This is a genomic window from Rathayibacter sp. AY1E8 (assembly GCF_002931415.1).
GTDB lineage: Bacteria > Actinomycetota > Actinomycetes > Actinomycetales > Microbacteriaceae > Rathayibacter.
In genome coordinates this window covers 16,695-35,135 of sequence record NZ_PSVI01000018.1, presented here as the reverse complement: position 1 = coordinate 35,135, position 18,441 = coordinate 16,695, and the positions used below count along the sequence as shown (strand labels likewise).

Sequence of the window (18,441 nt, the reverse complement as noted above, 5' to 3'; positions counted from 1 at the left end):
TAACAGTTCTCATTAACGACAGGAGCATCCGTGAAGGTCCGCAACTCCCTCAGGTCGATGAAGGCGCAGCCCGGGTCGCAGGTGGTCCGCCGACGCGGCCGCGTCTTCGTGATCAACAAGCTGAACCCGCGCTTCAAGGCCCGTCAGGGCTGAGCGCCGACGGGAGGGTGCGAGCCCTCCCGTCGCGCACGGCCTCAGTGCTCGTCGTAGTGGCCGGCGTGAGCGGCGTGCTTGTGGCCGTCGTGGACGAAGTCGACGTGGTCGCCGTGCTGCACGGTCTCGTGCCCGCAGGCGTCGCCGTGCTCGTGGTCGGCGGTCGAGTGCTCGGCCTCCGACTCGTGCTCGTCGTAGTGGTCGCCGTGCAGGGCGTGGTGGTGCGTGCCGTGGACGTAGTCGACGTGGTCCTCGTGCTGCACGGCCGAGTGACCGCAGCCCTCGCCGTGCTCGTGCTCGGTGACGGGGTGCTCGGCGTGGAGATCGGTGGTGCTCATGGTGCTGCCTTTCCGGATGCGGGGGCCGCGGACGCGACGGGCTCCAGTCGACCAGATCCATAAACGCATTGCAATGGATGCGCCTAATCGAGAGCGATCATCGTTCCCGACAAGGACGGAGGTCACCCCTCCAGGGCGTGCCGGACAGCGTCGTCGACGATGTGCGTGACGTGGGTGTCGGCGACGGAGTAGTGCGCCTCGCGGCCCACGCGCTCGACCGCGACCAGCCCGGCGGTGCGGAGCATCCGCAGGTGCTGCGAGACCAGCGGCTGCGAGAGCCCGGTCACCTCCGCCAGCCGCCCGACCGTCGACGTCTCCTCGGCGAGGGCCCGGAGCAGGCGCAGCCGGGAGGAGGAGGACAGCACCTTGAAGAGCTCGGCGGCGGGTTCGAGGTCCTCGGTCATCTGCTCATGTAAGCAGAGGTGCATGCGCCGTGTCCGCGCGGCGCCCCGCGCGCCTCCGGCTACCCTCGGTGCGATGGACGAGGACAGGTACGGGCAGGACGTGCTCGCCGGCGACTGGCGCGCCCGCGGCAGGGTCGAGGTGGCGGTGGTCGAGGCCGAGCGCGATCTGGTGGTCGAGGAGGTCGCCTCCGGCTTCGTGGGTGCCGTGCTCGGAGTGGAGCTGCGGATGGTGCGGCTGGAGGACCGGTTCGGCAAGGTCCGCGTGTTCCCGCTGGGGCCCGGGTTCCTCCTCGAGGGGAAGCCCGTGTCGCTCAAGGCGCCCGGGCTGAAGCGCGACGCCGGCCTCGGTCGCGCGCGCTCCGCCTCCGGCTCCTTCCACGTCGCCGACGCGAAGGCGCGGGTCGCCCTGCCCAGCCGCATCTACGTCGAGGGCCGGCACGACGCCGAGCTGGTCGAGAAGGTCTGGGGCCACGACCTGCGGGTCGAGGGCGTCGTCGTCGAGTACATCGAGGGCGTCGACAACCTCGACGAGCTGGTGCGCGGGTTCCGGCCCGGTCCGGGGCGCCGTATCGGCGTGCTCGTCGACCACCTGGTGCGCGGCTCGAAGGAGTCGCGGATCGCCGACCAGGTCGCCGCCGGTCCGCACGGCGCCCACGTCCTCGTCGTCGGCCACCCCTACATCGACGTCTGGCAGGCCGTGACGCCCGGCCGGATCGGCCTGGAGCGCTGGCCCGAGATCCCGCGCGGCACCGAGTGGAAGCACGGGATCTGCGAGGCGCTCGGCTGGCCGCACGAGGAGCAGGCCGACATCGCGCGCGCCTGGCAGCGCATCCTCGGCCGGGTGCGGACCTTCCAGGACCTGGAGCCGGCGCTGCTGGGCCGGGTCGAGCAGCTCATCGACTTCGTGACGGAGCCCGCATGACCCGGCACGCGGGGCTCGGCCTCGCCCTCGACGCCGTGCTCGTCCTGGTCTTCGTGCTGATCGGCCGCGGGAGCCACGACGAGGGGTCGGCGCTGATCGGCCTGCTCACCACGCTCTGGCCGTTCCTGGCGGCGCTCCTGCTCGGCTGGGTCGTCACGCGCTCGTGGCGCTCCCCGGACCGGATCGTGCCCGCCGGGCTCGTCGTCTGGGCGGTGACCGTCGCGGGCGGGATGCTCCTGCGGATCGCCTCCGGGCAGGGCGTGCAGTGGAGCTTCGTGATCGTGACGGCCGTCGTGCTGGCCGTGTTCCTCCTCGGCCGCCGCGCTCTGACGCGGCTGATCGCCCGCCGGCGCTAGGCGGACCGGCGGCTCAGCCCACCCGCACCCCGAAGTGCTCCGCGAACAGCGGCAGCAGGAGGCTGAGCTGCAGCTCGGAGAGGGTGGCGCCGCGGAGGCCGTCCAGCCCGGTGAGCACGTGCAGCTCGGCGCCGCGCAGATCGAGGTGCTCGATCCGGGCCCGGGAGAGATCGAGGGAGCGGACGTCGCAGTCGACCAGGCGCAGCCGCGTGCCGGTCGCACCCGCCAGGTCGAGCTCGTCGATCGTGCAGCGCTCGAGCAGCACGTCGCGCACCGCGGCGCCGCGGAGGTTCAGGTAGCCGAGCTTGCAGTCGGCCACGCGCACCTGCTCCCAGGTGCTCTCGTAGAGCTCGGCCGAGCCCAGCCGCGAGGCGAGCAGCTCGACGGATCGGAGCCGGCTCCGCGGCGCCGAGAGCCCGGGGACGTCCAGCCGCTCGAGCCGCGACTCCGCGATCGACGCGGCCCGCAGCTGGGCGCTGTCCAGGACCACTCCCTCCAGCGCGCACTCGCTGAAGGAGGCCGCGGTGAGATCGGCGCCGGTGAGGTCGGTGCCGGCGAAGCGCAGTCCTTCGGCGTGCTCCCGGGCGCCCGTGTCCCCGGCGTACCCCTCGGCGAGGCCGTCGAGGAGGAGGGGGTCGAGCCGGGGAGGAGCGGTCGCGTCGCGCACGCGGCGAGCCTAGTGCTGGCACCATGGCGGCATGCCCCGCCTGCTCGCCGTGTGCCGCGTCGCCCGCCTCCTGCCCGACTCCGGCACGGTCGGCGTGACCGCGATCGACAAGCGGCCGGTCGAGGGTCCCGTCGGAGTGCGCGACCTGGGCCTCTACGGCGACGTGCAGGCCGATCGCGCGCACCACGGCGGCCTCGACAAGGCGCTCTACGCCTACTCCGACGAGGACGCGCTCTGGTGGGCGGAGCGCCTGGGGCGGCCGGTCGCCGCGGGGATGTTCGGCGAGAACCTGCGGATCGCGGGCCTCGACGTGAGCGGAGCCGTGATCGGCGAGCGCTGGCGGATCGGCGAGGCGGTCGAGGTCGAGGTGACGATGCCGCGGACGCCGTGCGCGACGTTCCAGCGGGCCCTCGGAGAGCCGCAGTGGGTGAAGCGCTTCGCCGACGAGGGGCGCACCGGCGCGTACCTGCGGGTGCTGCACCGCGGATCGGTGGAGGCGGGCGACGCCGTCGAGGTCCTGAGCCGGCCCGGGCACGGCGTCCCGGTCGACCGCTGGTACCGCGAGCACAGCCCGGCGGACGCGCAGGCGCTCCTCGAGGCGGAGGAGGCGGGCGCGTTCCGGCCGGCTCCGGCGCTGCGGGCGTCGATCGAGCGGGCGCTCGCCTGACCCGGTCTACTCCCCGCGCGCCTCACGCTTGAGGCGGCGCTTGACCGCTCGCTCCGTGAGCACCGTCAGGTAGTCCTGCACGGGCCGGTCCTGCAGGTCCGCGAGCTCCTCGCGCACGAGCGGCGCGACCTGCTCCTCGGAGTGGTCGGGGAACTTCTTGCGCACGTTCGCGGTCACGTCGCGCACCACCTGGTCGAGATCGAAGTCGGTCGTCATGCGGTGATCCTGGCCCCTCCTCCGTGCCGATGGTCAGCTCGCGGCGACGGCGATCTCGTTCGGCGTGACGTCGAGCTCGCCCGTGGCGACGACCTCTCCCGTGGTGAGGTCGACGGCGTGGATGCTGTCGGCGGCCGGGTCGGTCACGTAGGCGATGTCCCCGGCGACCGTGATCGCGGGGTGCGGGTCCTGCCACTCGACGGGGCTCTCCCAGGCGTCGACGACGGGGTAGGAGGCGGTCAGCTCGCCGGTCTGGGGGTCGAGGACGTGGATCGCGCCGTCCGAGGCGATCATGTACGCCAGGTCGTCGGGGCCGCGGGCGACGCCGCGGAAGGTGTACTCGACGCCCTCGGGCAGGTCGACGACGTCGAGGGTCTTCGCCTCGGTGTCGATCAGCGCCACGCGGTGCAGGAGGTAGCCCTCGGCGTCGCGGTCGTCCTTGTAGTCGCCGACGATGATCGGGCTGGTCTCGCTGACCCAGGCGTTGCCCATGCGGCCGTACGGCTGGTCCGGCGCCTCGAGCTTCGTGATCTCGCCGCCGTCGTAGACCAGGGCGCCGTTCTCGCAGCCGAAGACGACGACCTCGTTCTCGGCCGTGCCCTCTCCGTGGACACCGGGGCACTGGTCGTTCGTGGCCGTCACGGCGCCGGAGGCGTCGCGCACCTCGATGCCGGTGCGCCCGTCGGCGTCACCGACCGTGGTGAGGAAGGTGCCGTCCTCGAGGACGATAGAGACGCCGTGGTGCGCCTCGACTCCCGGGATGGTCTCGGTCTCGGGCATCCCGTCCGAGGACGCCAGGTCGGCGGTCTCGAGGACGGTCGTGTCGCTCGTGCCGTCGGCGTAGAGGACGGTCTTCCCGGCGTGCCGGACGACGTGGCCCGGGGTGTCCGCGGGGAAGACGATGTCCGTCAGCTCCGGCTCGCCGCTGGTGCCGGCGGCGGTGTCGAGGAGCTGGAACCCCTCGCTCATGGTGACCATGACGTGGCGGTCGTCGCCGGCGGGGTTGAGGCGGGTGAACTCCTCGGAGTCCAGGTCCGCGACGGTCTCGAGGGTCTCGCCGTCGAGGACGAGGATGCCTCCCTCGTAGGCGACGGCGACGCGGGCGCCGGCGGCCGCCGCGGCCTCGGTGGCCGGCGCGGTGGACGCGGAGGACTCGGCGGCCGGGGTCGAGCTCGACGAGCAGGCCGCGAGGACCGTGATCGAGCAGGCGGCGATCAGGCCGAGGCCCGCCCGCCGGACGTGGGGATTCTGCATGGGTGCTTCTTCTTCCTGGTGGTGGATCGGAGGGCTCACGGGGAGAGCCCGGTGGCGATGCGCTGCGTGTTGACGCGCATCATGGCGAGGTAGTCGGGAGCGCCGCCCTCGGGCCCAGTCAGGGACTCCGTGAACAGCTCGACCACCTCCACGCGGATGTCGGCCTCGCTCGCGAGCGCCTGGACCAGGCGGTCGGGAGACGAGGACTCCGCGAAGATCGTGGGGACGCCGGTCTGCTCGACCGCGTCGACGAGATCGGCGAGGTCGGAGGCGGACGGCGCCGCGAGGGTCGTGCCTCCCGGGATGACGGCGCCGACGACGTCGAAGTCGAAGCGGTCGGCGAGGTACCCGAAGACGTGGTGGTTGGTGACGAGGGCGCGGCGCTCGGCCGGGATCGCGGCGAACGCCGCGGCCATCTCGGAGTCGAGCCGCTCGAGCTCGGCGCGGTAGCCGTCCGTCCGGTCCCGGACCGCGGTCGGATCGACGCCGTCGAGCGCGGCGAGCACGGGCCCGAGGGAGTCGACGACGTCGATCATCCGGCCGGGGTCCGTCCAGAAGTGCGAGTCCGGGCTCCCCTCCGCGTCGCCCTCGCTGTAGTCGAGGACGTCGACGGCGTCGCCGGCGACGAACGCGGGGACGTCCTCACCGGAGGCCTCGTCGAGGTGCTGCTGCAGGCCCTCCTCGAGTCCGAGCCCGTTCGAGACGACGAGGTCGGCGGAGCGCAGGCGCGCCGCTTCCTGCGCCGAGATCTCGAACGAGTGCGGGTCGGCGTCGGGCTTCATCAGCGTGACGACCTGCGCCTCGTCGCCGACGAGCTCGCCCACGACGTCGCCGAGGATGTTGGTGGAGACGATGACGAGGGGCCTCTCGTCCTCCTCCGCGGACGTGCAGCCCGACAGGAGCAGGACCGCCGCGGCGGACGCGAGGGCCCAGCGGCGCCTCATCGGCCCGTCTCCGCTGTGAAGGCCGGCTCGGTGGCGGTCTCGAAGGTGCGGGCGAGGCGCGCGCCGTCCGCGTAGTCGATCTCGTGCAGCTTCCGCTCGGCGGGCGCGCTGAGGTAGGCCCGCTGCTGGTCGGCGATCAGGACGGGCCGCGAGCCGTCCGCGGTCGTGTCCGCGACGAGGGGCGCGGTCTCGGCGAGGACCGCACCGTCGGAGCCGTCGAGCACCAGCACGCGGCCGTCGGCGGCGAGGGCGAGGACGGTCTCGTCCGCGTCGTCCACCGCGGTGACCTGCGCCAGCGGGGCGGGAGAGGGGAGGAGGCTCCAGGAGCGCTCCCGGGTGTCGAGGAGCCAGATGCCCGCGTCCCCGGCGAGGCCGGCGACCGTGGGGCGGCCCTCACGGTTGTCGAAGGAGGCGGCGGGTGGCGCGGTGGTGCCGGCGGGGTAGGGGATCCGCTCGACGATGAGCTCCTCGTCCTCGATCGACGCCAGGAGTGCGCCGTCGGAGCAGCCGATGACGGCGCCGACGCGGGTGGTGATCGTCCCGGCGGGGTCGGGGCAGGCCTCGCGGAGGCCCGTCGGCTCGCCGTCCGAGTCGTAGCCGGCGACGGCCGCTCCGGATCCGGACCCCTCGGTCACCAGTGCGGACGAGCCGACGGGCACGACCATCCCGGGTCCGGGCTCGACGTCCTTCCGGAACCGCTCGACGATCGCGCCCTTCGACAGCGCCTCGGTGTCGAGGAGGACCGCCTCGCCGGTGTCGGGGAAGAAGAGTCCGGTTCCGCCGGTGGTCGAGAGGTTCGTCGTGGCGACGACGGCCGTCCCGGAGCCCTCGACCGTGCCGATCAGGCGGGGGTCCGCGCGGTAGTAGTGGAAGTGGTCCACGTGGTCCCAGGTCCACACGCCGCTGTCGACGATCTCGACGCCCGCATCGGTCTGGGCGAAGAGGTAGCGGCCGTCGGTCGTCATCGCGCTCGGTGCGCCGATGGTGCCGAGGCCGGTGACCGTCTCGTCGAGGAGGTCGAGGTGCGACACGGCGCCCGACGGGTCGATCGTCGTCAGCCCCAGGCGCGGCTCGGCGAGCTCGGCGGCGTTCGCGACGGCGCCGTGGCCGGAGCCCGTGTCGTCCGCGGCCGGCGCGGAGGCATCGGTCGAGCAGGCGGCCAGGCCCAGCGCGAGAGCGCCCAGGAGGACGGTGGAGGCGGTGGTTCGGGAGTGCACGGAGTCCTTTCGAGGGTGAGCGGGGGAGGAGCGGTGCCGGCAGGGCCTCATGCGGCGACCGGCTGAGGGCCCGACCGGGACGCGAGGGCCGACGCGGCCGAGCGGACCGCCCAGGACACCGCGGCGACCGCGATGGCCGTGCCGGCGACCGAGGCGCCCGCGGCCGTGGCCGCGTGCCAGGAGACGAGCAGGCCGACGAGCACGGAGGCCGCGCCGAGGATCGACGCGAGCAGCATCCGGGTCGGGATGCGGGTGGTCCAGTGCCCGGCGGCCACCGCGGGAGCCAGAAGGAGCCCGACGACGAGGAGCGAGCCGACCGCCTGGTAGGAGGCGACGACGGCGAGGGTCACCAGGCCGACCAGCGCGGCCTGAGCCGAGCGCGGACCGAGCCCGAGCACCGCGGCGATGCGCGGATCCAGCGCCAGGGCGACGAGCGGGCGGTGGAAGGCCGCTGCGACGAGGAGGCCGGCTCCGGCGGCGGCGGCGAGCAGCCCGATGTCGACGGGAGTGATCGCGAGGATGTCGCCGAAGAGGATCGAGGTCGCGTCCGTGGCGAAGCTGCCCGAGTGCGAGATCACGATGACCCCCAGCGCCAGCATGGCGACGAAGAGCAGGCCGATGCTGGTGTCGTAGGACAGTCGTCCGCGCCGCTGCAGGGCCGCGATGCCGAGGCTCATCAGCACCGCGCTGGCTGCGCCGCCCACGAGGACGGGCGCGCCGAGCACCGTCGCGAGGGCGACGCCGGGGAGCATCCCGTGGGCGAGCGCCTCGCCGAGGAAGGCCATCCCGCGGAGGACCACCCAGGTGCCGACGACGCCGCAGAGGACCGCGACGAGGACGCCGCCGAGGAGGGCGCGCTGGAGGAAGTCGAGAGCGAACGGCTCGAGGATTCCGGCGAGGAGGCTGGGCATGGTGCCCGACCGTACACGATAATGAGAACAGTTATCACTCCTGTACGCTCGTCGGGATGGACGTCTCACCCCTGCCCGAGCCCCCGGTCCGCCTCCGAGGCGCTCACGTCGACTTCGGCTCCCGCCGCGCTCTCGCGGGGGTCGATCTCGACGTCGCCGCGCGCTCGCTGACCGTGATCGCCGGGCCGAACGGCGCCGGCAAGTCGACGCTTCTGGAGGTGATCGCGGGAGTGCGTCCACTGACGTCCGGCACGCGGGACGTCACCGGAGCGATCGCCTTCGTGCCGCAGCGGGCGTCGATCCCGGACCGCCTCCCGGTGACGGTGCGCGACGTGGTCGCCGTGGGCACCTGGGGTCGGCTCGGCCGCCTCCGCCGCAGCGACGCGCGCGCGGCGGACGCGATCGCCACCGCGCTCGAGCGGATGGAGATCGCCGCGCTCGCCCGGGAGCCCTTCGCGGTGCTCTCCGGCGGTCAGCGGCAGCGGGCGCTCCTCGCCCAGGGGCTCGCCCGCGGGGCCGGCCTGCTGCTCCTGGACGAGCCCACCACCGGTCTCGATTCAGCGAGTGCGGAGCGGATCCGGTCGGTCCTGCGCGCGGAGGCGGACCGCGGCGCGACCGTGGTCTGCGTCTCGCACGACCCCGCCGTGCTGGCCGACGCGGACCGCGTCGTCGGACTCGTCGACGGGGCCCTCGCTCCAGCGGACCGATCCGTCACCCGCGGCCCGTGAGGCGAGGGCGCACGGGCCGTCCGTGACGGATCAATGAGCGGCGGGCAGCCGGACCTGTGGACAACGGCTCCAAGCGGCTGCAGTGACGCACTCTGGTCGGATGGCTCAGCGACTCCCGCTCCCCGACCGTCTCCAGGCGCGCGCCTTCACCGTGGCCGAGGCCCGCCGGCTGGGCGTGGCCCGGAGCCGCCTCCGCCGCAGCGACCTCGCCGCGCCGTTCCGTGGCGTCCGCGTCCCGGCCGCCGACACCGGCCTGCTCCCACGGGCCGAGGCGCTTCTCGCGGCCCTCGGCCCGTCCGCCGTGCTCAGCCATCTCACCGCTGCGCGCCTCTGGCCGCTCGAGCTCCCGGCCGCCGATTCGGACGAGCCGGTGCACGTCGCCGTCCGAGCTCCTGCTCGCGCCCCGCGCCGTCCGGGAGTGCACGGCCACTCGCTCAGCGATCCCGACGTGCACCGGATCCTCCGCTTCGGTCTGCCGCTCACGGACGGCGCCTCGCTGTTCTGCCACCTCGGGGCGCACCTCGAGCTGGACGACCTGGTCGCGGTGGGCGACGCGCTGATCCGCTCGCCGATCGGTCCGGATCCTGCGGACCCTCGACCGTGGGTGCGGCTCGCGCGGTTGCGGGAGCGGGCAGCAGGCTTCGGCGGTCGGGGGGCGCCGCGCGTGCGCGCGGCCGCGGCCCTCGTCCGCGACGGGGCGGACTCGCGGCAGGAGTCGCGGTTCCGGCTCGCCTCGGTGCGGGCGGGCCTTCCGGAGCCGGTGCTGCAGGAGCCGCTGTTCGACTCCGACGGGGTCTTCGTCGGGCGGCCGGACGGCTGGTACCCCGCGGAGCGGGTCGCGTGGGAGTACGAGGGCGACGATCACCGCACCAGCAACCGGCGCTTCGCGCGCGACCTCGGCCGCTACGACGACCTCGCCTCGATCGGGGTCCGCGTCGTCCGCATCGTCGGCGCCGAGTTCGTCCCGCACCCTGAGCGCTCCGTCGAGCGCCTGCGACGAGCACTCGCCGAACGATCCGTCACCCGCGGCCCGTGAGGCCGGGGGCGCACGGGCCGTCCGTGACGGATCGCACCCGAGCGACGGGCCGCGGGCTGGGAGGATGGGGGGATGACCTCGACGCTGCTCGACCGCATGCCGACGCCCGACGCGGACGGGCGCGTCGACGACGACGCGGTCTACCTGGCCTTCACCGAGTGGGCGGAGTCGCGCGGCCTCCCGCTCTACCCGGCGCAGGACGAGTCCATGCTCGAGATCGCCTCCGGCTCCAACCTGATCCTCTCGACGCCCACCGGCACCGGCAAGTCGCTCGTCGCGATCGGCGCGCACGCCGCGGCGCTCGCCTCCGGGCGCCGCAGCTTCTACACGGCGCCGATCAAGGCGCTCGTCTCCGAGAAGTTCTTCGCGCTGGTCGACGTCTTCGGCGCCTCCAACGTCGGGATGGTCACCGGCGACTCCTCGGTGAACGCCGACGCGCCGATCATCTGCTGCACGGCCGAGATCCTCGCGAACCTCGCGCTCCGGCACGGCGAGGACACCCCGGTCGACCAGGTCGTGATGGACGAGTTCCACTTCTACGCGGACCCGGCGCGCGGCTGGGCGTGGCAGGTGCCGCTGCTCACCCTCCCGCACGTGCAGTTCGTGCTGATGTCGGCCACCCTCGGCGACGTGACGGCGCTCGCCGCCGACCTCAGCCGCCGTACGGGCCGGGAGACCGCCCGGGTCACCGGCGTGGAGCGCCCGGTGCCGCTGCACTACTTCTACGAGATCGCGCCGATCCACGACTCCATCGAGGAGCTGCTCTCGACGAACCAGTCGCCGGTCTACGTCGTGCACTTCTCGCAGGCGGCCGCTCTCGAGCGTGCGCAGGCGCTCACCAGCGCGAACATCGCCACCCGCGAGCACCGCGACCGCATCGCCGAGGTGATCGGCGGCTTCCGCTTCACCACCGCGTTCGGCAAGACCCTCTCCCGGCTGCTCCGGCTGGGGATCGGCGCGCACCACGCGGGCATGCTGCCGAAGTACCGCCGCCTGGTCGAGCAGCTCGCCCAGCAGGGCATGCTGCGCGTGATCTGCGGCACGGACACCCTCGGCGTCGGCATCAACGTCCCGATCCGCACCGTGCTGCTCACCGCGCTGACCAAGTACGACGGCACCCGGACCCGCCAGCTCTCGGCCCGCGAGTTCCACCAGATCGCCGGCCGCGCCGGTCGCGCGGGGTACGACACCGCCGGGACCGTGGTCGTGCAGGCCCCCGAGCACGAGTCCGAGAACCGGAAGGCTCTCGACAAGATGGGCGACGACCCGAAGAAGCGGAGGAAGTGGGTCGCCAAGCGCGCGCCGCAGGGCTTCGTCAGCTGGGGCGAGCCGAGCTTCCGCAAGCTCGTCGACGCCGAGCCCGAGACGCTGACCTCGCACATGACGATCACGTCGGCGATGCTGCTGAACGTGATCGCCCGCGGCGGCGACGCTTACGCGAACGTGCACGCCCTGATCTTCGACAACCACGAGCCGTGGAAGCGGCAGCTGCAGCTCGCCCGCCGGGCGCTCGGCATCTACCGGACGCTGCGGGAGGCGGGCGTGGTCGAGCAGAGCGTCGGAGCCGACGGCGTGACCCGCATCCGCCTGACCGTCGACCTGCAGCCGAACTTCGCGCTCAACCAGCCGCTCTCGCCGTTCGCGCTTGCCGTGTTCGACGTTCTCGACCCGGAGTCGCCGAGCTTCGCGCTCGACGTGATCTCGGTGCTCGAGGCGACCCTCGACGACCCGCGCCCGATCCTGGGGGCCCAGCAGTTCCAGGCCCGCGGCGAGGCCGTCGCCGCGATGAAGGCCGAGGGGATCGAGTACGAGGAGCGGATGGAGCTGCTCGAGTCCGTCACGCACCCCAAGCCGCTCGAGGAGCTCCTCGAGGCGACCTTCGAGACCTACACCGCCGCGCAGCCGTGGGTGAAGGACTTCGAGCTCTCGCCGAAGTCGGTCGTGCGCGACATGTACGAGCGGGCGATGTCCTTCGGCGAGTACACCGCGTTCTACAAGCTCTCCCGCTCGGAGGGACTGGTGCTGCGCTACCTGTCCGACGCGTTCCGCGCGGCCCGGCAGACCATCCCCGACGAGCTGAAGAACGAGGAGCTGCACGACCTGATCGAGTGGCTGGGCGAGCTCGTGCGCCAGGTCGACTCCTCGCTGGTCGACGAGTGGGAGGAGCTGGTCAATCCGGCGCTCCACGCGGCGGACCAGGCGATCGTGCCGCCCGCTCCGCGCCGCCTCACCGCGAACCACCGCGCCTTCCGCGTGCTGGTGCGCAACGAGATGTTCCGCCGGGTGACCCTCGCCGCCCTCGACGACCACGAGGCGCTCGGCGAGCTCGACGCCGCCGCCGGCTTCGACGCCGACGCGTGGGGCGCCGCGCTGGACGACTACTACGACGAGCACGACAGCATCGGCATCGGGCCCGACGCCCGGGGGCCGAAGATGCTGCTCGTCACGGAGGAGCCGACGCAGTGGCTCGTGCGGCAGATCCTCGACGATCCGGCCGGCGACCACGACTGGGGGATCTCGGCGACCGTCGACCTCGCCGAGTCGGACGAGCAGGGTGCGGCCGTCGTCCGCGTCACCTCGGTCGGCCGCCTGGACTGATCAGCGGCGGCGCTTCTCCCGGCGCTGCATCTCGGCGGCGATGTCCGCCTCGGTGATCTCCTTGCGGGCGGGACCCCAGATCGACGCGGCCTGGCCGACGACGCCGATCCCGATCCCGATCATCGGCCAGATCGGCCAGAAGTAGCCGTCGGCCCCTGTGCCGACCCAGACGGCGGTCGTGATCGCCGAGACGCTCGCCCATCCGCCGACCGATCCCAGGAAGTCGCGGCGCCGCTTGACCTCGCGCACGGCGAGCGCGCGCTCGGCGTCCTCGACGCGGGCGGTCTCCACCTCCTCGCCGGAGGCGGCCGCCGGGACGACCTCCGCGGACCGGTCTCGCCGGGCGGACGGGTCCGGAGTTCCCCACTCGTTCGTCATGCGGCCAGCCTACGCACGGGCCGTCGGCAGCGGTACGCGGGCTTCAGGCGGCGGTACGCGGGCTCAGGGGGCGGCCGCCTGCTCCGGCTGGCAGTGCGGGCACCACCAGGTGCGGCGCTGCTCGGGGTCGTCGCGGACCTCGTCGCGGACGAGCACCGTCGTGCCGCAGCGCAGGCACGGGCGCCCGGCGCGCCCCGCGACCCAGTGCCGCTCGCCGCGGCGGGTGTCACCGGTGGTGGTCTGGAACATCCCCGGGATCGTGACGGAGGCGCGGAGGCCTCTCGCCGCGGTCGCCACGAGGGCGCGGACGTCGAGGGAGCCGATCGGCCGCCAGGGCCAGACCCCGCGGAGGAAGCAGACCTCGTTGGCCCAGAGGTTGCCGAGGCCCGCGAGGCAGCGCTGGTCGAGGAGTGCGGCGACGACGGGCCGGTCCGGGAGGCGGGAGAGGCGCCGGACGGCCTCGTCGGCGTCCCAGTCCGCGCGGAGCGGGTCGGGCCCGAGGTGCCCGACGGCGCGCGGCTCGTCGCGGGTGGCGAGGAGCTCGACGAGCGGGAGGTCGATGCCCCACACGGTCGAGTCGTCGTCGAGGCGGAGGCGGATGCGGACGTCCTTCTGCACCGAGCGGGGGACCGCTCGGCCGGGAGCGGTCACGGTCCAGGAGCCCTGCATCCGCAGGTGGGTGTGCAGGGTCGTTCCGCCGGAGAAGCGGGTGAGGAGGTGCTTGCCGTGGGTGTCGTGCTCGAGGATCCTCAGCCCGGCGAGGGAGGTGCCGGCCGCGTCCCCGGAGCGCAGCTCGCCCTCGAGGACGGTGCGACCGTCCGCCGCCCGCCTGAGGCGGGCGGCGAGACGGTGCACACTGTCTCCCTCGGGCATCCCCGAACTCTAGGAGCCGGAGCTCGTCGAGGTCAGGGGTCGCGCGGGATCAGGCGCCGCGGTACGCCTGCTTGTAGACGCGCTCGGTGCCGTCGGGCGCGGTGACCTCGATGGTCGCCGTGCCGGCCTTGATGGGCTTGAAGACGGTCACGGTCTTGACCGTGAACGACTGGCCGGGCTTGACCGTCTTCTTCGTCTTGCTGCCGTACGCCGTCGTGATCTCGATCGAGACCGTCTCGTCGCCGTTGTTCACCGCCGACACCGTCAGCGTCCGCACGACGGCGAGGCGCTTGGTGGAGGCGGTGGTCGCGACGTCGATGACCGTGACGGGCTCGGGCTCCGGGTCCGTCCGGGTCTCGGGCAGGTCGAGGCCGACGACGACCGGGTCGTGGTCGCTGGAGCGGTACGCCGAGGTGTCGTAGAAGATCGTCGCGTTGTAGTCGTAGCGGCTGTACTCCAGTGCCACGGACTCGCCGCTGTTGATGTTCCAGGTGTCGACCCCGGTGACAGTCCTGTCGGCCGCGGGCGAGGCGAAGACGTGGTCCAGCGAGCCGACCGCGCCGTCGAACGAGTACGAGTACTTGCCGTCCTTCGCACCCTGGTCGATGTAGCCGGCGTCGGTGATCACCTTCACCGGGTCCTCCTTCGAGTAGGCGTTGAAGTCGCCCAGCAGGTAGACGAGCTCGGTGGCCTTCTCGGTGCGGAGGCGGTCGGCGAAGGCGACGAGGGCGGTCGCCTGCTTCACGCGCGAGGCGTTCGAGGCGCCCTGGCCGTCGCCCTGGTCGGCGTCGGCGCCGGATCCGGAGCCCTTCGACTTGAAGTGGTTCACGATCGCGACGAACTCGCTGGCGCTGTCGCCGAGGAGGCGGAACTCCTGGGCGAGGGGCTTGCGGGCGTTAGAGAAGTTCACCGTGTCGTTGAGCACGACGGACTCGCCGACCGGCTCGATGACGGCCTTCTTGTAGATGAAGGCGGTGCGGATGACGTCCTCGTCCGCGAGCGCGGGGAGCGCTGCGGGGGAGGGGACGTAGGCCCAGACCTCGGAGCCGGCCGCCGTGTTCAGCGCGGCGGTCAGGGTGGCGAGGGCCTCGTCGCGCGGCTTGCCGAACTTGGCCGAGTTCTCGATCTCCTCGAGCGAGACGACGCCCGCGCCGAGGGTGTTGATCGCGGTCACGATCTTGGCCTGCTGGCGCTCGAGGTCGTCGGCGTTCGCCGCTCCGCGGGCGTCGCAGCCGCTGTTGACCGTGACGGGGTCGCCGTCGCGGTCGGTGTAGAAGGTGCAGCCGGTGATCGAGTCGCCGGTGGTGGAGAAGTAGTTGAGCACGTTGAAGGACGCGATCGAGAGGTCGCCGCCGACGGCCTCGGGCTTCGCGGTCCGGGTGTTCGCGAAGGTCGCGGGCTGCACGTCGCCGGCGTTCTCGACGGTCAGCTGCGTGGTGGGCTGGAAGGCCCAGCCGCCGTTGCGGTAGTCGAGGACGACGGGGCGGGTGAAGGTCGCCGGAGCACCCACGCGGATCGGCGCGGTGGTGGTGAGGTAGGGCAGCGGGATCGCCTTGTTCGCGGCGGCGCCGAGGAAGTTGATCGAGGCGCCGTCGTCGAGGGTGATCGCGCGGGCGGCGTTGTCGGCGACGACGGCCGCGAGCTCCGGCGAGCCGGGGCGGGCGACCTCGGTCGGCGTGAGCAGCGGGGACGTGCCGGCGGCGAGGCCGACCGAGCCGAAGCTGTTCAGGTCGAAGGTGTCGGTGACCGTGTAGGCGCCCTGCGGAGCGATCAGCATGCTCTCGAGCACCTCGCGCTCGGCGGCGGTGCCGGGGAGCGCGACAGCGGCCGGGACCGGCGCTGCGGCGGCGCCGTCGAGCTTCACGACGGTCGCGGCCGAGGTCGGGGTGAGCTCGGTCAGGCCGTTGTACTCGCTCACCTCGCCGGTGATGCGCAGGTGGTCGCCGATCGTGACCGACCCGACGGAGGCGGAGGAGAAGACGAAGACGGCGTCGGAGGCCGTGCGCGAGCTCTCGCCGCCGGTGCCGGGGGTCTGGATGACGTAGCCGTTGTAGCCGCCGGACGGGTAGCGCGCGGTGACGACGCCGGAGGTGGTGACGGTGCTGCCGACGAGCGGCGACGCGTAGCCGGTGCCCTGGATCTCCGCGATGGAGACGGCCGGGATCTCGGCCGGAGGGGTCGTCGGGGGAGTGGTCGGCGGGGTCGTCGTCGGCGGCGTCGTGGGCTCGGGCTCGGATCCTCCGCCCGCGGCCTGCGGGGTCGGTGCGCCGAGCGCGAAGTCGGCCGAGTTGACGTCGGTGTCGCCGGTGGCGGTGTCCGCGCGGGCGATCGTCTGGGTGAGGGAGGGCACCGTGGCGACGGACGACTCGAAGGTGTTCGAGGTGCCGTAGCCGACGAGGTCGATCACCGCGTCCGGCTGGGCGGCGGCGCCGGTGGGCGGCGCCACGAGCGCCGAGGTCCCGTCGACGAGGAAGAGGGTGCCGCCCGCGGCGGCCATGTTGAGGCCGTTCGCGCTCTGGTCGGGCGTCGGCAGGGCCGCGCCGTTGGTGCCGTTGCTGGCGCCGGCGAGCAGGAAGTGGCCGCCGGCGGGCACCGAGCCGGTGAGCGGCACGGTCGTGGTGGGGTTCGCGGTGCCGGTCGCCGAGCGGTACTGGATCGAGAGGCCGCCGAGGGCGATCTCGGCGGCGGTGGGGTTGTAGAGCTCCACGTAGCGGTTGCTGAACGCGGCACCGGCGGAGCCTCCGCGGGCGAAGACCTCGCTGATGACGAGCTCGTCGCCCGAGGGCGCGGCCGCGGCGGAGGTCGCGACCAGCGGAGCGGCCGCCAGGGCCAGTCCGGTCAGGGCCGCCAGGCCGAGCCCGCGCCTCCGGCGGCGGTCGGGCGGGGTGGGAGAGTCGGGCATGGTGGTCCTCTCGATCGCCGCTCGGAAGAGCGGTCGCAGCGTCGTCGCCGCGCGGCGCGGCCGGCGCACCCCCGGAAGGGGCACGCATGGTCACGCTATGCAGTGCGGGTGCCCGGCCTGTGAACCGGACGTTTCATGAACGTAAACTCATCCACCGACATCGGGGCGCGCGGGTGCCGCTCGCGGCGCGTTCGCGGCTTCGCGGGCCACACTCGTCGGATGATCTCCTTCGAGCTGGCCCGTGCCCTGCGCACGGCGGGCGTGCGCTGGACGCCCCGCACCGGTGACCGCTTCCGCATCGAGCGGGAGGGCTTCGACGGCGACGTCTTCACCGTCAGCGACATGACCATCGAGGCGCACGAGTACCCGAGCGGGACCGTCCTCGGCTTCAACGGCACCACGGAATGGGCGCTCGACTCCGTCTCCCTGGAGGACTCGCTCTGGCTGCCGCGGGAGGACCAGCTGCGCGAGCTCCTCCGCGGGACCTTCCGCTCCCTTCGTCGCCTCGCCGAGCCGGAGACGCGGTTCGCCGTCGAGGTCGAGCTCGGCGGCCGGGCGCGGACCTTCGAGGACGCGGCGGCCGAGAACGCCTACGCGGAGGCGCTGCTCGCGCTGGTCAGCTCGGTCGCGGTCGACCTCGACGACGTGGACGAGCTGGACGCGGCCGACGAGCCCGACCGGGCGGCCGAGCGGGCCTGAGGCTCCGTCCGACCCCGACCCTCCGCATCCGGCGGGGCTAGGACGCCGCCTTCTCCGCCGCCGCGGTCTTCTTCGGGGTCCGCTTCTTCGCAGGCGCGTCGGCGCCCTTCTCCGGGTCGGCTCTCTTCGCCGCGGGCTTCTTCTTCGCGGCGGTCGTCGCCGGAGCCTTCGCCGCCTTCTTCGGGGCAGGCGTCGTCGCCGCCTTCTTCTCGGCGGGAGCCTCCTCCGCCGGCGCACCTTTCGCCCCGCGGCTGCGCTCGACCGAGCGCTTGAGCGCCTCCATCAGGTCGAGCACCTCGCCGCCGCCCTCCTCCTCCGGCGCCTCGCCGAAGGTCGCGGCGGTGTCGAGGGCGTCGCCCTGCTCGATCTTGGCGTCGATCAGCGTGCGCAGCTCCTCCTGGTACGCGTCGTGGAACTTCGCGGCGTCGAAGTCCTCGGAGTAGGAGTCGACCAGGTGCGCCGACATCTCGAGCTCGCGCGCCGCGATCCGGGTGCTGCCCTCCAGCGACGGGAACTCGACCTCCCGCACCTCGTCCGCCCAGAGCAGGGTCTGCAGCATCAGGAGCTTGCCGCGCACGCGCAGCGCGGCGAGGCGGGTCTTCTGCCGCAGCGCGAACTCGACGATCGCGGTGCGGTCCGTCTGCTCGAGGGTGCGGCGCAGCAGGACGTAGGCCTTGGGGGAGGAGGAGTCGGGCTCCAGGATGTAGGCGCGGTCGAACATGATCGGGTCGACCTGCTCGCTGGGCACGAACTGCACGACGTCGATCTCGCGGTCGCGCTCCTCCGGCAGCGCCTTGAGCTCGTCCTTGGACAGGACCACGGTGCGCTCGCCGTCGTCGTAGGCCTTGTCGATGTGGTCGAAGGTGACAACCTCGCCGCAGATCTCGCACTTGCGCTGATACCGGATCCGCCCGCCGTCCTTGTCGTGGACCTGGTGCAGCGGGATGTCGTGGTCCTCGGTCGCGCTGTAGATCTTCACCGGCACGTTGACCAGGCCGAAGGTGATCGCGCCCTTCCAGATGGCTCGCATGCGCCCAGTGAACACCGTGTCCCCCGGCCGCCGGAAGCCCTGTCGGACGTGAGGGAGCCCCCGACCGTCGAAGGGACCCCCCGCAGCTCGACGGTCCGGGGTCCCCTCAGGGCGGAACGACGGAGCCGTCCGGTCGTCGCGGAGCGAC

General features: G+C 73.1%; 20 protein-coding genes. 8 read left to right on the top strand and 12 right to left on the bottom strand.

Annotation, left to right across the window (positions count from 1 at the left end; all coding sequences use genetic code 11):
* The first annotated feature begins 30 nt into the window (after positions 1-30).
* Positions 31-153 (top strand): type B 50S ribosomal protein L36, encoded by a 123-nt coding sequence (ykgO, locus tag C5C74_RS07355; protein ID WP_104226896.1) that lies wholly within the window; start codon positions 31-33, stop codon positions 151-153.
* Positions 154-194: 41 nt separating this feature from the next.
* On the opposite strand, the gene C5C74_RS17695 is transcribed toward ykgO, so the two are convergent.
* Together C5C74_RS17695 and C5C74_RS07345 are read right to left on the bottom strand one after the other, a co-directional pair.
* Positions 195-491 (bottom strand): hypothetical protein, encoded by a 297-nt coding sequence (locus C5C74_RS17695; RefSeq protein ID WP_104351247.1) that lies wholly within the window; start codon positions 489-491, stop codon positions 195-197.
* 122 nt (positions 492-613) lie between these two features.
* Positions 614-895 carry a helix-turn-helix transcriptional regulator gene (locus tag C5C74_RS07345; protein WP_104222235.1) on the bottom strand — a complete coding sequence of 94 codons (282 nt, stop codon included), beginning with the start codon at positions 893-895 and terminating at the stop codon, positions 614-616.
* A 73-nt stretch (positions 896-968) separates the two neighbouring features.
* Here C5C74_RS07345 and C5C74_RS07340 point away from each other — a divergent pair, with 73 nt between their 5' ends.
* Together C5C74_RS07340 and C5C74_RS07335 are read left to right on the top strand one after the other, a co-directional pair.
* On the top strand, positions 969-1,817 hold the full coding sequence (locus tag C5C74_RS07340; protein ID WP_104351246.1) for a DUF3097 domain-containing protein: 849 nt from the start codon (positions 969-971) through the stop codon (positions 1,815-1,817).
* A complete protein-coding gene (locus tag C5C74_RS07335; RefSeq protein WP_104233715.1) occupies positions 1,814-2,173 on the top strand; it encodes a DUF3054 domain-containing protein in 360 nt (119 codons plus the stop codon). The genes C5C74_RS07340 and C5C74_RS07335 overlap by 4 nt, the downstream gene beginning before the upstream one ends.
* A gap of 13 nt (positions 2,174-2,186) precedes the next feature.
* On the opposite strand, the gene C5C74_RS07330 is transcribed toward C5C74_RS07335, so the two are convergent.
* On the bottom strand, positions 2,187-2,840 hold the full coding sequence (locus tag C5C74_RS07330; protein ID WP_104351245.1) for a pentapeptide repeat-containing protein: 654 nt from the start codon (positions 2,838-2,840) through the stop codon (positions 2,187-2,189).
* Between the two features lie 31 nt (positions 2,841-2,871).
* Here C5C74_RS07330 and C5C74_RS07325 point away from each other — a divergent pair, with 31 nt between their 5' ends.
* Positions 2,872-3,507 carry an MOSC domain-containing protein gene (locus tag C5C74_RS07325; RefSeq protein ID WP_104351244.1) on the top strand — a complete coding sequence of 212 codons (636 nt, stop codon included), beginning with the start codon at positions 2,872-2,874 and terminating at the stop codon, positions 3,505-3,507.
* A 6-nt stretch (positions 3,508-3,513) separates the two neighbouring features.
* Here C5C74_RS07325 and C5C74_RS07320 read toward each other — a convergent pair whose 3' ends face one another.
* The 5 genes from C5C74_RS07320 to aztB are packed head-to-tail and all read right to left on the bottom strand — an operon-like array spanning position 3,514 to position 8,049.
* Positions 3,514-3,723, bottom strand: coding sequence for a three-helix bundle dimerization domain-containing protein (locus tag C5C74_RS07320; protein ID WP_104262881.1), 210 nt, complete (start codon positions 3,721-3,723; stop codon positions 3,514-3,516).
* Positions 3,724-3,756: 33 nt separating this feature from the next.
* Entirely contained in the window at positions 3,757-4,977 is a 1,221-nt protein-coding gene (aztD, locus tag C5C74_RS07315) for a zinc metallochaperone AztD (RefSeq protein ID WP_104351243.1), read from the bottom strand.
* Between the two features lie 35 nt (positions 4,978-5,012).
* Complete coding sequence (gene aztC, locus C5C74_RS07310) at positions 5,013-5,921, bottom strand: zinc ABC transporter substrate-binding protein AztC (RefSeq protein WP_104351242.1); 909 nt, start codon at positions 5,919-5,921, stop codon at positions 5,013-5,015.
* Positions 5,918-7,138 carry an ABC transporter gene (locus tag C5C74_RS07305; protein ID WP_104327805.1) on the bottom strand — a complete coding sequence of 407 codons (1,221 nt, stop codon included), beginning with the start codon at positions 7,136-7,138 and terminating at the stop codon, positions 5,918-5,920. The genes aztC and C5C74_RS07305 overlap by 4 nt, the downstream gene beginning before the upstream one ends.
* Positions 7,139-7,185: 47 nt before the next feature.
* Positions 7,186-8,049, bottom strand: a complete 864-nt coding sequence (gene aztB, locus C5C74_RS07300) for a zinc ABC transporter permease AztB (protein WP_104288198.1) — start codon at positions 8,047-8,049, stop codon at positions 7,186-7,188.
* Positions 8,050-8,105: 56 nt separating this feature from the next.
* On the opposite strand from aztB, the gene aztA reads away from it, so the two are divergent.
* From aztA to C5C74_RS07285, 3 genes are all read left to right on the top strand, one after another.
* Positions 8,106-8,777 carry a zinc ABC transporter ATP-binding protein AztA gene (aztA, locus tag C5C74_RS07295; protein ID WP_104262877.1) on the top strand — a complete coding sequence of 224 codons (672 nt, stop codon included), beginning with the start codon at positions 8,106-8,108 and terminating at the stop codon, positions 8,775-8,777.
* A 100-nt stretch (positions 8,778-8,877) separates the two neighbouring features.
* On the top strand, positions 8,878-9,813 hold the full coding sequence (locus tag C5C74_RS07290) for a hypothetical protein (protein WP_104324219.1): 936 nt from the start codon (positions 8,878-8,880) through the stop codon (positions 9,811-9,813).
* Between the two features lie 72 nt (positions 9,814-9,885).
* A complete protein-coding gene (locus tag C5C74_RS07285) occupies positions 9,886-12,411 on the top strand; it encodes an RNA helicase (protein WP_104351241.1) in 2,526 nt (841 codons plus the stop codon).
* Here the strand turns inward: C5C74_RS07285 and C5C74_RS07280 are convergent, their stop codons facing one another.
* The 3 genes from C5C74_RS07280 to C5C74_RS07270 all read right to left on the bottom strand — a co-directional run bounded on the left by C5C74_RS07280 (position 12,412) and on the right by C5C74_RS07270 (position 16,564).
* Positions 12,412-12,789 (bottom strand): 2TM domain-containing protein, encoded by a 378-nt coding sequence (locus tag C5C74_RS07280; RefSeq protein WP_104338301.1) that lies wholly within the window; start codon positions 12,787-12,789, stop codon positions 12,412-12,414.
* A gap of 63 nt (positions 12,790-12,852) precedes the next feature.
* Entirely contained in the window at positions 12,853-13,662 is an 810-nt protein-coding gene (locus tag C5C74_RS07275; protein WP_104351240.1) for a DNA-formamidopyrimidine glycosylase family protein, read from the bottom strand.
* Positions 13,663-13,711: 49 nt separating this feature from the next.
* On the bottom strand, positions 13,712-16,564 hold the full coding sequence (locus C5C74_RS07270; RefSeq protein ID WP_104335792.1) for an ExeM/NucH family extracellular endonuclease: 2,853 nt from the start codon (positions 16,562-16,564) through the stop codon (positions 13,712-13,714).
* A 219-nt stretch (positions 16,565-16,783) separates the two neighbouring features.
* Here C5C74_RS07270 and C5C74_RS07265 point away from each other — a divergent pair, with 219 nt between their 5' ends.
* Entirely contained in the window at positions 16,784-17,263 is a 480-nt protein-coding gene (locus C5C74_RS07265; protein WP_244229602.1) for a pilus assembly protein CpaE, read from the top strand.
* 37 nt (positions 17,264-17,300) lie between these two features.
* Here the strand turns inward: C5C74_RS07265 and C5C74_RS07260 are convergent, their stop codons facing one another.
* Positions 17,301-18,293, bottom strand: coding sequence for a Ku protein (locus C5C74_RS07260; protein ID WP_104335791.1), 993 nt, complete (start codon positions 18,291-18,293; stop codon positions 17,301-17,303).
* Positions 18,294-18,441: the final 148 nt, after the last annotated feature.